At 71.8% G+C, this 13,481-nt stretch carries 5 protein-coding genes (1 of these 5 cut by a window edge); all 5 read left to right on the plus strand.

What is annotated here, in order from left to right; translation table 11 throughout:
• Positions 1-9,085 carry the 3' portion of a hypothetical protein gene (locus tag OG422_RS25395; protein WP_405745953.1) on the plus strand. The gene continues 37,466 nt to the left of window position 1, outside the view, so 9,085 of the gene's 46,551 nt are visible here — the last part of the coding sequence; the start codon falls outside the window, past its left edge; it ends in the stop codon at positions 9,083-9,085.
• Positions 9,086-9,279: 194 nt separating this feature from the next.
• Positions 9,280-10,125: a transporter substrate-binding domain-containing protein gene (locus OG422_RS25400; protein WP_405745956.1), complete on the plus strand. Its 846-nt coding sequence runs from the start codon at positions 9,280-9,282 to the stop codon at positions 10,123-10,125.
• 277 nt (positions 10,126-10,402) lie between these two features.
• Positions 10,403-11,386 carry a sugar ABC transporter substrate-binding protein gene (locus tag OG422_RS25405; RefSeq protein WP_143939696.1) on the plus strand — a complete coding sequence of 328 codons (984 nt, stop codon included), beginning with the start codon at positions 10,403-10,405 and terminating at the stop codon, positions 11,384-11,386.
• Positions 11,383-12,453, plus strand: coding sequence for an ABC transporter permease (locus tag OG422_RS25410; RefSeq protein WP_405745959.1), 1,071 nt, complete (start codon positions 11,383-11,385; stop codon positions 12,451-12,453). Before OG422_RS25405 ends, OG422_RS25410 begins: the two co-directional genes overlap by 4 nt.
• Positions 12,450-13,259 carry an ATP-binding cassette domain-containing protein gene (locus OG422_RS25415; protein ID WP_143939698.1) on the plus strand — a complete coding sequence of 270 codons (810 nt, stop codon included), beginning with the start codon at positions 12,450-12,452 and terminating at the stop codon, positions 13,257-13,259. The genes OG422_RS25410 and OG422_RS25415 overlap by 4 nt, the downstream gene beginning before the upstream one ends.
• Positions 13,260-13,481 lie beyond the last annotated feature (222 nt).

The following is a 13,481-nucleotide window of genomic DNA, read 5'->3' on the forward strand; positions in this document are numbered from 1 at the left end:
GCGCGTCGTGCCGATGGGAGAGCAGATCGGACCACCGATCGAGGTGCACCCGCCGACCGGCAAGTTCAAGCACTGGATCGGGTGGCTCGGCCCCGTGCCGTTCCAGCGGTTCCAGGTCCGGCGCTACGAGCTCGGTGACGGGACGGTACTGGCCCGGCTGGTCACGTCCATCCACCTGCGTCCCCATGACGGGGTGACGCCCGAGAAGACGGCCGCGATCAAGGAGCTGGCCGCCAAGGTCGTACGTGTGCACCACAACGTGGGACACCGCTTTCCCAACGGTGACCTGGTGGAGTTCGCGGTGGAGTTCACCGACGACGCGGACCGCTGCCACCACGTGGTCGATCTGCTGCCGGGGGCCGGCCGGGCGAGCAACGCCACGTGGTACGTCACGACCCTCACGCTGGTCCTTCTCCATGAGGCGAGCCATCTCTTCGGCGGTGAGGACTGGTATCAGGAGCACCGGCCGCGACCGTTGGACGAAGACGGTTCGGTGATGTCCGCGCAGCACACCGACAAGCGGGGGGAGATCCGGCTCAACGCCGATCTGCCGGTGGCCCGCGGCTCCGAGGTCCGCAACCAGCGGTGGCTGCCGCACGACCTGTCGATGCTCTGGTCGTCCATCGAGCGGGCACAGCTCGCAGCCGGTGACGTGCCGGGCGAGGGGGGCACCACGAAGGGCTGGACGGACTCCTTGAAGGACGCCTTGACGGGCGAACGGAAGGTGCCGATGGGTGAGCTGCTGCTCTCACCGGACGAGGCGAGGGCCGCGGCGGGTGAGGTCCCCAAGCCCCTGCCGTCCGCCCTCGACCAGGTCACCGTCCCCGAGGAGGTGCGTCACAAGGTGCTGTGGGGCGATCCCGGCACCAACCGGCCGGGCCGGCTGGCGCCGCGCAACCACTCCACCCTCCGCGAACCCCCGAAGCGCAGCATCGGTCCGATGCTGCCCAACTACACCTACCTCGCGTCGTTCCCGAGCCTTGCGACGCCCCTCAAGGACGGCACCGCCCACCACACCACGGCCGGCGACCTCGCGGAGCCCTGGGCCAAGCCGGACGAGCCGGTGCTGATGTTCCCCGACACCATGACCGAGGACGAGGTCGTGTACGCGGCTCGCCAGGCGTTTCTCGACTGGCGCCGACCTGGCGGCACCCTGGACGCGGCCACCGGCCGGGCCGAGTTCGACGGGGTCTACCAGGGGCTGCGCATCCGCGGTGTCATCGACGGCACCGGCCAGATCCTCGACTTCGCCCCGCACGAGGGCCAGACCCACCCCGAGACCGGCAAGCTGCTCCAGGCACCGCTCTTCCGTAACCACCTGCCCGACCCCGCTCCTGAGGGCCCGCCGCGCATCACCCGCACCACGGAACGCGTGATCCTCTACGGCGACCGGCTCAACGGCGTCGGCGGCTACCACGCCTTCAACCCGCAGACCCAGGCGAACTGGGGCGTCGATTACCAGGTGATCCCGGATCTCTCCGCCGAGAACGGGGTCCGGTTCGCGAGCGTGCGTCTGCTGGACCCCACGGTGTCGCCGCTCTCGGAGGCCAGCCGCGACCTCGACAACTGGCGCCCTGCCCTCGACAGCCAACACACCTACCACCTGGTCTTCCCGGCGAACTGGACGGCGGACACCCTGTGGGACGCCCTCAACACCGCCCACGAAGACGCCCTGAAAAGCGGCCGCTTCGTCTGGCCCGGTGCGGATGACAACGGCGAGCTCCGGGCCGGCTACCTGTGGACCGGCGAGGGCCACGGCGTCCGTATCCAGGGCTACGTCCTCCAGGGACGGCACGTGTGGGCCCGCCCCGCCCCGGCACAGTCCAGGGGCGCGTGGAGCCGCTGGAACGAGGAGGAACTTGTCGCGAGCACCGGCGGGCACGAACGGGATCTGCGCGTGCGCGGTGGGGAGAAACGCTTCGAGGTGTCGTACGTCGCCCTCAGCGATGGCAACCTGGGCCTGCGGCTGGTACGGAAGGTCACGGCGCCGTCGCCCCTGACACCCGAGCAGGCGCAGGACCATGAGTCGCTCCGACAGAGGATTCAGGAATGCATCGACACGAAGTACAACTCCCTCCAGCGCCCCGACGGGTTGCCGCTGATCCGCTTCGACCTGGAATTCCGGCAGCCGGACGCCGATGAGCGGGGCGTGACGCCGCCTGACCGGATCTTCTCGGAGGCCGAGGGCAGAACTGACGCACAACGGGCGGAGATGCTGCTGGGGGTGACACCGGATCCCCTCGCCGTCTACTCCCTTCTCGTCGCGGCACAAGCGGCCCTGCCGATGCCGGAACCCGGGGGATGGTTCCCCGAGACGGCCGCCCCGCAAGTGGCGGCTCTGCTCGACGACCTCACACCGCTCGGCATCCTTCGGGACAGCGAGGCCAAGCCGCTGCTCCGGGCCTACGACGCAGAGCGGACGGCGCCCCATGCCACCGTGCAGAGCACCGTCGAGGAACTGCTCGCCCGGGTCCGTGCGAATTTCCGGGACGAGGCATGGACGCGGGAAAGGACGGAATATCGCCCGCCGGAGATCACGGAAGAGCAACTGCGGCTGCTCGCCTTCCGCAAGGCCAAGCAGAGCCTGGCCAGCAACAATTACAGGACCGTCCACACCATGCAGTTGCCGGGCCACCCCGACACGGAATTGCGGGTCGAGACCGCATCAGGCGGCATCATCCGCGACTACCGACTGCAGCCGGCCCCGGGCGCTCGCGCTTCCTGGTCGCTTGCCGGGCTCGCCGACCCGTCGGGCATCACGGGCGGCGGCGCCGGGACGCCCGGTCCCGGGAACGGGCCGGCGACCGCCCCGGGCGGCCAGGGATCCGCTGTCCTGCCGAACGAGCCCTCCGTGCCGCCGCACGGCGCCTCCGACGACGTCCGCACAGACGGCGACGCGCTCTGGGACAGCGATGAGGACGTGGACTTTGCGCAGTACGTGAACCGTGGCCCGGGGGACGCAGGCGAGAACGCCGTGCCTTCAGACGGCGACGCGCTCTGGGACAGCGATGAGGACGTGGACTTTGCGCAGTACGTGAACCGTGGCCCGGAGGACGCAGGCGGCAACGCCGTGCCTCCGAGGGCACAGGCGCCCGGCGGAGACGGGGTCACGCACCGTGCCGCCCCCGCTTCGGTAGCGGACGACGAGGCGGACCTCCACGCCGTCCTGACGGGCACCTCCACGACCGGAGCGCCGCCGCACGCGGGGCCGTCCGGACGCGGTCACACCGCCGTGCGGCAGGCCATGCCGCAGAGGCCGGGCCGCGGCTCCGGCCGCCGGTCCGGCCCGTTCCAGGCGACGCACCACGGCCGCCAGGCCGGCGCCCCGGGCAACGGCGGACCCGCCACCGGACCACACGAAGGGGCGCCCGTCCGGGTACCGCTCACCGTCCGGCACCGGGTCCTGCACGGCAACGGCAACGGCACACCGGGCCTCCTGAACCCGGCCGGACGGGAGGCACTCACCCCGTCGCGCCAGGTGGACGGAGAGCACGCCAACGGCACCTACTTCGTCCGCACGCCGCACACGTCCGAACCGGTCCTGATGCTGCCGTCCCACTGGACGCCGGACGAGGTGACGTACGCCCTGGAGCAGGTGTACCTGGACCGGCTGCGGGACGGCGGCGTCCAGGAGGGGGCGGGTGCCCAGCGCTTCGAGGGGGTCTACCGGGGCGTGCGCCTGTGGGGCGAGTGCGACGCGGGCGGTAACGTCACGGACTTCGGGCCGCACCCCGTCCAGGCTGATCTCCGCCCCCGCCCGGTACCCGTGCAGCTGCGCGCCCTCGCGCCGCCGCGCATCACCGGCGCACTGCACCGGCTGCTCTTCGAGGGCGACCGGGCGCGCAGCCTCCCCGCCCACCACACGGACGGCCCCGGTGATCCGGAGACGCCGGGTGTCCACCGGGGGAACGGCATCCGGCTCCGGGTGCGGACGAAGATCCTCCTGGAGGGCGAGGGGAAGGTGCCGCACCAGGTGGAGGAGGTGCGGGGCAACGGCGTCCGTACCGCCTGGGTGGAGCTGTCCGCTCCGGCGAGCGAGGCCGGCAGCCCCGCGGGGATCTGGCAGCAGCCGGCGGGCGGCAGGTGGCACGCGCTGTTCCCCGCCGCGTGGTCGCCCGACGACCTGGGGGACGCGGTGACACAGGCCCACGAACGGGCCCTGGAGAACGGCGACGTCACCCTCTACGGCGGCGGCTACCTGTGGTCCGGCGTCGGCAACGGCGTCCGCATCGAGGGGCTGGTCCGCGACGACGAGCACTGCTGGATCCGGCCGGCCCGTCGCCAGCCGCTGCCGGAGTGGCGCGACGACGCGGTGCTCGCCACCGGGCCGCAGGTCCGCACGGAACTGCCGGTACCGGGCGGGGCCTCGGGCCTCGGCGTGCGGCACGTGCTGCTCTCCGGTGGCGAGCACGGCGTGGAACTCACGGTCGAGGTACCGCGCCCCGGCCCGGACGACGGCGTCGACGCCGCCGCGTACGAGGAGGCGCTGCGCCGCCTCCAGCGGCACGTCGACGCGGTATACGACAAGGTGGCGGGGACGGCGCGTCCGGTGAAGTTCACCGTGGCCGCGGCGGACCCGGAGGCCGGCACCCTGCCGGCCGGCCGGGACGGGACGCCGGGCTCCGTCGCGGAGCTGGTCGCCGCGCTCGTCTCGGGCGGTGAGGAGGAATGCGCGGAGGCGGCACAGCGGTTGCTGGGCATCGATCCGGTCGGCTTCGAGGTGGACGCCCTGGTGACCCGGCTCCTGCGGCACCTCCCGCCGCCTCCGCCGTCGGCGGCCGACTGGCAAGCGGTCACCGACGCTTCGGGCGCGTACTCGCAGCGGGCGATCGACGCCGCCTTGACGGAACTCCAGGGGAACACGGTCGGCGCGCTGCTCACGGACGCGGAGGTCCACGCGGTGCACGACGCGTCCACCGCGAGGGTGCCGGGCGCCGAGGTGTCGGCCGGCGCCGCCGCCGACCTGGCGGACCGGCTCCGCCACCGGTTCGCCGCCTCCGCGTGGGAGACGGAGCACGTCCCGGGGACCCTCCCGGACGGCTGGACCACCGACCGGGTCCGCGTTACGGCCTACCTGGCGACCCGTCGGCCCGGTGCCGGCCGGCCGCTGGACGGCCACGCCGGCGTACTGGTCACCGACGTCTCCGGTCTGCCGTTCGCGCTGCGGGTGACGTTCGATGCCATGAACGGGACCATCCTGTCCGTTGGGCCGCACTTCCCGCAGGGCGGGACGGGCGGCCCGGTGCCGGACGGAGGCTCGGGTGCTACGGACAGTGGCCTTACGGCGGGGCAGAACCCCGGCCCCGGGGCCGCGGCACAGCAGGTGCCGTTCGGTGAGGAAGACGTACGGCGGTTCGCGCAGGCGTTGGGGCTGACCGGTGAGGCAGTGTCGTGGCTGGGTGCGCTGGCGCATCAGTTGGGGGACCTGCCACGGGGGATGTCCGCCGTTCTTGAGCGGCACGGCGCCTACACGGCTGAGCAGTTGGTGTCCCCCGGTGGGGAGTGGTGTGCCGGGCTGGTGTCGGGGTATTTGCGGTGGCCGATGCCCGCCATGGGCGGTGCCGAGCCGTCGCGGCGTCGGCAGGCCAGGAGAGATGCGCTGGCGGCGGTGGAGAAAGCGTTGTTCCTCAAGGGGCCGGAGGCTGCGCGTCAGCGTGTGGCGGAGTTGTCCCGACGGGAGCGGGAGGCGGAGTTCGACGGGTTGCCGCAGGCTCTGCGGGACCACCTGTCGGAGGCGCAGCGGGAGCAGTACCTGCGGGGACATCACGTAACGCTCCATGCAGAGCAGTTGGCGCTCTTGACGCAGGCGCAGGTGGAGTCGCTGACGACGGGGCTGCCGCACGCCCTCAGGCCGTGGATCCGCGCGGAGGACGAGCGCGACGCTCTGTACGGAGGGGCGCCGGATCGCGGGGGCCGGCGGCGCACGGGGAGCGCCGGGCAGGGGCCGTCCACGTCGCGGCAGGGAACGCACCTGGGCAATGTTCGGGAGCCGGGGCCGTACGCGCGGGCGTCGGCTGACCTGGACGCCATGGACGCCATGGACGCCATGGACGCCATGGACGCCATGGACGCCATGGACACCATGGACACCATGAACGTCGAGCCCTTGTCCGGACCGATGGGCTTCGAGCCCTTCCCCGGGCCGTATGACGGCCCTCCCTCGCAGCAGTTCGGTTCCGCCGCGCTCTGGGACGGCGACCCCGGCACCCTGGAGGACTTCCTCCTGGACACGGGGGTTTACGAGGAGCAGCAGCAGGCCCTGCCGCCCGCCCGGGAGGACACACCTGCCTCTGTCCCGGAAGGCATGGTGCAGCACTACCTTCTGGTCGCGGACCTCCTCGGATGGCCCTCCGGGATGCGGACCGCACACGACCAGCAGCTGCCGGACGGCGAAGTGGTGCGCCGTACCGAGCTGTTCAATGACGCGCTGCAGCGGGTGGGCCACGTGTACGAGACCGCGGGGCCGACGGCCGCCGCGGAGGCGGCGCGACGGTTGACCACGCGTGCGTATGAGGGCGGGGAGTCGTGGATCGGCACGAGCGATGAGCGTGCGGCTCGCCGGTCCCGTAGCCGTACACCGGGTACGGGGACACCCGGGCCGGTGAGGAGCGGCGGTGTCCGTCCCCCCGCGGGGACACGGGCCACGACGGCGGACGACTCCCAGGGGCTCACGGAGGCATCGTTGCCGAGGCGTGGGCGGCCCACACGGACTCGACGGGTGGACACCTACCCGCCCGGACAGGCAGGGCAGAGGCGCGCGGCGTCCGGACAGGCAGGGCAGAGGCGCGCGGCGTCCGGACAGGCAGGGCAGAGGCGCGCGGCGTCCGGACAGGCAGGGCAGAGGCGCGCGGCGTCCGGGAGGAGCCGGTTCCGGCTGGATGGGCCGGTAGCGCGGGAGGCGCAGCCGTCGGCCCCGACGGAGCAGAGCTTCGCGACGTTCTCCCGCGCCTCCGTCCCGGTGCCGCAGGTGCCCAGGGAGCACCCCCAGGGGTGGCCCGTCACCGCGCATGAGATGGTCCTCGGCCTCCAGGCCCTGGGAAAGGAGTCCCTTGCCAGGGCGGTCACCGGATGCTTCGACGATCCGGATGTCAGGCCGCTGACGGTCAGGGGCAAGATGCCGGGGATCAGGCTCTGGCTCGCCTACGTCGAATCACTGGGCGTGGACCCGTTGGGAGGGCTCCACCGTCCGGAGGAGGACGAGGGGTTCGCCCGGTTCCTTGAGAGCTATCAGGTCGAGGACGGAAAATTCGCCAGGCAGTTCGGCCGGTACAAGGTCGGAGCGGCGGCCCTCTACACCTACCTCGCCAAACACCCCGAACTGCTCCGCAGCACGGATACGCAGGCGGCGCAGGAGCCGCCGCAGGGCGCGGAGGCGGACGACGCACTGAGCGAGGTCCCGACCGAGGCGCTGCGGAGCGGCCTCCACGACCTCTCGGGGGACATGCCCGAGGAGCTGATGGCGGCGGGCACCCTCCACACGGCCCTGACCGCGTCGCATCCGCATGCCGCACAGGCCCATCTGTGGCTGGACGACGCGGTGGCCGGACGGTACGGCGCGGGGAGCAGCATCACGTGGGACGGAGCGTTCACCGCGCACCGGGAGCTGCCGCCGCACGGCCGGGGGACACACCTGTGGCTCCATGTCCGTTCTCCGGAGCCTTCGGCGAACTCCGCCGAGGTGACGGTCCCCGCCGGTACCCGTTTCGAGGTCCTGGCAGAGGAGTTCGCAGCGGACGGAACCAGGCAACTGGTGCTCGTCGCGGAGGACCTGCTGGGAGAACCGGACGGCGATCTGCTGGCCGGCGGCGAGGGCCGGCAGCCCACCCCCGGCACCGTTCCGGACAATCTGCTACAGGTCTACTCCGAGGCGTCGGACCTGCTGGGCTGGCCACCGCAGTGGGGCGGCGACGACGAGTCCCTGCGGCGCTGGCAGTTGACGAACGACGCGGTGGACACCGTCAGCGCCGTCCTGCTCTCCGGCGACCGGGACGCCGCCCCGGCGAAGGCCCGAGCCCTGTCGGAGTGGGCCCGGAACGCGGGGGAGACCTGGATCGACGAGGCGCCTCAGGCACCGCCTGCCACGGACCTCGACCCGTTCGCCGTGCTCGGTGAGCCGTCCGTCGCCACCTCCTACGCCGGCAGCCTGGCGGGTGTCACCAGCCTCCCCTACGCCGCCGCCGGAGAGCCGGGCGTGCGCATCGAGGTGCCGGTCGGTTACGGGTGGCTGGCGACACGGCAGCTGCTCAACGACCTGCAGCCCCCGCACGGTCCGGGGAACCCGGAAGCCCGCCGGGTGCACGACTGGCTGTCCTCCCACCGGGACGCGGAGAGGCGGGAGTCGCTGGCCCAATCCCTGCAGGTCTGGTGCCGGCACGTCCGCATGGCGGGTACGGGGGGAGGCAACGCGCTGCTGTCACCCTCGGCCGACGTCATCGCGTCCTTCGGGCCCAAGGTGACGCAGGAGGCGCAGCGCGGTGTCCGGGGAAAGCAGCGGGCGCGCAGATGGATGTCGGCGGCACGGGGCTTCTACCAGAGTCTCGGGGCCGAAGGCGCGGCCACGTTGCAGGCCCTCGCGGGCCTGAACGCCGGCGCAACGGAGGAACCGTCCACCGGTTCCCGCCAGTTGGCCACGACGACGGCACCGGGCGGCGTACACCAGGAGATTGCGGGCGGGCCCCCTGTCGCCGCCGGTCCCGTGCTGGCCGCCCGGCTCGACGTCATCCGGCCGCGGGACGCTCACCTGGCCGAGGTGATCACCGGCTACCTTCTCCGACGGGACCTGCTGCCCGGTGTCCGGTGGAACCTGTCGGACGGCCTGTTCACCTGGCTCGACTACGCGGAACGTGAGGGCCTCGACCCGCTGGCGGCCCTGTACGGTCCCGAGACGCACCGGGGCTTCGGCCGGTACCTCGCCGCGCTGCTGGCGCCGCAGACCGCGGGGCTGCTGGCCGTGAGCCAACAGAACCGCAAGCGCGTCGGCGCACAGCTCTTCTACGACTACCTGACCGACCATCCGGAGCTGCTCAGGGCGGCCCCTGCGCCGCGGTCGTCCGAGCCTGCTCCCGGAACGGAACGTCAACGGTAGGCGGGCCGGCGGGGCGCGCCGCGGCCCCGTCCTTCCGGGAACCGCCGACCACGCCCCCCGCCCCGCCCCGTTCCACGGACCGATCACGCCCTTCACCGGCCGTGCGGACTCTGCCACGCTGTGCGCGGCGTCCGACCGCCCGCGCCGTGCCGGCACCGTCCGTACCGACCATCCCCGTACAGGAGCCCGAACCCATGAAGCGCGCCGTTACCCTGTCCGCCCTGGCCGTCCTGCTCGCCGCCACCGCCGCCGCGCCGTCCGCGGCCACGCCCGCCCCGGCGCCCGGCGCGGCGCCGACCGCGGCGGGTGCGCACCGGCCGCAACCGTCGGCCCGCTCGCTCCTGGACACCGTCCCGCGCCGCGGTGTGCTGCGTGTCTGTACCACCGGCGACTACCGCCCCTACACCTACCGCGACCCCAAGACGGGCGCGTACTCCGGCGTCGACCTCGACATGGCGAAGGACCTGGCGGCGAGCCTGGAAGCCAAGCCCCGTTACGTCGCGAGCACCTGGGCGTCGCTCGTCGGGGACCTCGCCGAGGGGCGGTGCGACATCGCCATGGGCGGCGTCTCCATCACGCTGCCGCGCGCCCGCGCCGTGGCGTTCAGCGAGCCCACCCGCCGCGACGGCAAGACGCCGATCGTCCGCTGCGTGGACAAGGAGAAGTACGGCACGCTGGAGCAGATCGACCGGCCGGAGACGCGGGTGGTCGTCAACCCCGGTGGGACGAATGAGGAGTTCGCGCGGGCGCACCTGAAGCGGGCGAAGGTCACCGTCCATCCGGACAACACCACGATCTTCGACGAGATCATCGCCGGGCGCGCCGATGTGATGATGACCGATGCCGGGGAGACGCTCTACCAGGCCAAAATCCACCCCGAGCTGTGCGCGCTCCACCCGGACAAGCCGTTCACCTTCTCCGAGAAGGCGTACGCCCTGCCGCGCGGCGACGCCGAGTTCACCGCGTACGTCGACCAGTGGGTCCATCTGGCGAAGAACGACGGGACGTATGAGAAGTACGAGGACGCCTGGATGAAGTGACCCGCGGAGGAAGGGGAGGGTACGGAGAGTGACGGTCCGTCCCTCCTCTTTCGTCGTTTTCCCGCCACCCGCCCGCCCCTGGGCTACGCTCCCGGGCCGGAGCCACCGCCGTGGGCCCGGTGTCAGACCCCATGAACCGGTACAGATCGCAGGTAACGGATACTTGGTCGGTTGGGGCCGGCGTTCCGGGAACGGTGCGCGGCGGCCACCCGACAGAGCGTGACAATCGGCGGAAGGGCAAGACCTCGTGGCAAGGGTTCGAAGAGGCGTACGCGTCATGGGCGCCGTGCTGGCGGCGGTGCTCGGCGCCTCCCTCGCGGGGTGCAGCAGTACCGGAGGCAAACGCGCCGAGGACGCACGGGCGGCGCAGGCCGCCGGCGGCCGGGCGGCGGTGAACACCCCCAGGTGGACCTTTGCGATGGTCACCCACTCCGGGGACGGCGACACCTTCTGGGACATCGTCCAGAACGGCGCGCAGCAGGCCGCGGCGAAGGACAACATCAAGTTCGTCTACGGCCACGACAAGGAGGCCCAGCGGCAGAGCCAGCTGGTGCAGTCCTACATCGACCAGAAGGTCGACGGGCTGATCGTCACCCTCGCCAAGCCCGACGCGATGAAGGACGTCGTGGCCAAGGCCGAGAAGGCCGGTATCCCGGTGATCACGGTGAACTCCGGCGCCGAGGATTCGAAGAAGTTCGGCGCGCTCAGCCACATCGGGCAGGACGAGACGGTCGCCGGTGAGGCGGTCGGCGAGGAGCTGAACCGCCGCGGTCACAAGAAGGCCCTCTGCGTCCTGCACGAGCAGGGCAACGTCGGCCACGAGCAGCGCTGCGACGGCACGAAGAAGACCTTCAAGGGCGACCTGGAGAAGCTGTACGTCGAGGGCACCAACATGCCCGATGTGCAGTCGTCCATCGAGTCCAAGCTCCAGGCCGACCCGTCCATCGACGCGGTCGTCACCCTCGGCGCGCCGTTCGCGCCCACCGCCGTCAAGGCCAAGGAGCAGGCCGGGAGCAAGGCCGAGATCGACACCTTCGACCTCAATGCGCAGGTCGCGGGCGGTATCGAGGACGGTTCCCTCGGCTTCGCCGTCGACCAGCAGCCCTACCTCCAGGGGTACCAGGCCGTCGACCTGCTGTGGCTGTACAAGTACAACGCCGACATGCTCGGCGGCGGCAAGCCCGTGCTCACCGGACCGCAGGTGATCACCAAGAAGGACGCCGCGGCTCTCCGGGAGTACACGAAGCGGGGCACTCGATGAGCCCGTCCGGAAGCGGCGCCCCGCCACAGCTCGCGGACGCGGCGTCCGGCGGCGACGAGCGCCTGCTGCACCGCTCCCTGGTGCACCGCCTGATGGGCCGCCCCGAACTGGGCTCGGTCGTCGGCGCCCTCGCCGTCTTCCTCTTCTTCGCGTTCGCCGCCGAACCCTTCCTGCAAGCCTCCAGCCTCTCCACCGTCCTGTACGCGTCGTCGACGATCGGCATCATGGCCGTCCCCGTCGCGCTGCTGATGATCGGCGGGGAGTTCGACCTGTCCGCCGGGGTGATGGTGGTCAGCTCGGCGTTGATCTCGTCGATGTTCAGCTACCGGATGACCGCCAACACCTGGGTTGGCGTCGGGGTGTCCTTGCTGGTCACCCTGGCCATCGGGTTCTTCAACGGCTTCCTGCTGACCCGTACGAAGCTGCCCAGCTTCATCATCACGCTCGGCACGTTCTTCATGCTGACCGGCCTCAACCTCGGCTTCACCAAGTTGATCAGCGGCACCGTCTCCACGAAGACCATCGCCGACATGGAGGGCTTCGACTCCGCCCGCGCCGTCTTCGCCTCGCACCTGACGCTCGGCGGCGTCGACATCCAGATCACCATCCTGTGGTGGATCGTGCTGGTCGCCGTCGCCACCTGGGTCCTGCTGCGCACCCGCGTCGGCAACTGGATCTTCGCGGTGGGCGGCGGCGACGACGCGGCCCGCGCCGTCGGTGTCCCGGTCGTCAAGACCAAGATCGGCCTGTACATGGGCGTCGCTCTCGCCGCCTGGATCTCCGGCCAGCACCTGCTGTTCTCGTACGACGCGATCCAGTCCGGCGACGGCGTCGGCAACGAGTTCCTGTACATCATCGCGGCGGTCGTCGGCGGCTGTCTGATGACCGGCGGCTACGGCTCGGCGATCGGCTCCGCCGTCGGCGCGTTCATCTTCGGCATGACCAGCAAGGGCATCGTCTACGCGCAGTGGAACCCGGACTGGTTCAAGTTCTTCCTCGGGGCGATGCTGCTGCTCGCCACACTGCTGAACGCATGGGTGCGCAAACGGGCGGAGGAGAAGGCATGACGGCCCTGGTCGAGCTGGCCGACGTCAGCAAGTTCTACGGCAACGTCAAGGCGCTGGAAGGCGTCTCGCTGGAGGTGCACGCCGGGGAGATCACCTGCGTGCTCGGCGACAACGGCGCCGGGAAGTCCACCCTCATCAAGATCATCGCGGGGCTGCACCAGCACGACGCGGGCAGCTTCACCGTCGACGGGGACGAGACCCGCCTGGTCAACCCGCGCGACGCCCTCGACCGCGGCATCGCCACCGTCTACCAGGACCTCGCCGTCGTCCCGCTGATGCCGGTGTGGCGCAATTTCTTCCTCGGCTCCGAGCCGACCGTGGGCCGCGGCCCGTTCCGCCGCCTGGACGTGCGCACCATGCGCGAGACCACCCGCAGCGAACTGCTGCGGATGGGCATCGACCTGCGCGACGTCGACCAGCCCATCGGCACCCTCTCCGGCGGCGAGCGGCAGTGCGTCGCCATCGCCCGCGCCGTCTACTTCGGCGCCAAGGTCCTCGTCCTCGACGAGCCGACGGCGGCGCTCGGCGTCAAGCAGTCCGGCGTCGTCCTGAAGTACGTCGCGGCCGCCCGGGACGCCGGGCTCGGCGTGGTGTTGATCACCCACAACCCGCACCACGCCTACCTCGTCGGCGACCGCTTCGTCCTCCTCAAGCGCGGTGCGATGGCCGGCAGCCACGCCCGGTCGGAGATCTCGCTGGAGGAGCTGACCCGCCAAATGGCGGGCGGCAGCGAGCTGGAGCAGCTCAGCCACGAGCTGGCCCGCGAGGCGACCCCGGAATTCCCCGGCGGCCACCGCCCCGGCTGAGCCCGACCGAGGGGCGCGGCGCTTGCGCCCGCGTCCCCACGCCGCGATGCGCTGGACCTGGCCGGTGATGCACAATCGCACCAAACCCGTGCACCCCGGGGCTCCCGACGACCGGAAGGCCCGCGCACCGCAGCCCCGGCGGAACCCCCGCCCGCACACCGAGGCCGCACCGGCCTCCCGAGACCCGCAGGGACGAGACGACTCTTGCGCGCACACAGCCGA

It is taken from the genome of Streptomyces sp. NBC_01525 (assembly GCF_045040405.1).
Classification (GTDB): domain Bacteria; phylum Actinomycetota; class Actinomycetes; order Streptomycetales; family Streptomycetaceae; genus Streptomyces; species Streptomyces benahoarensis.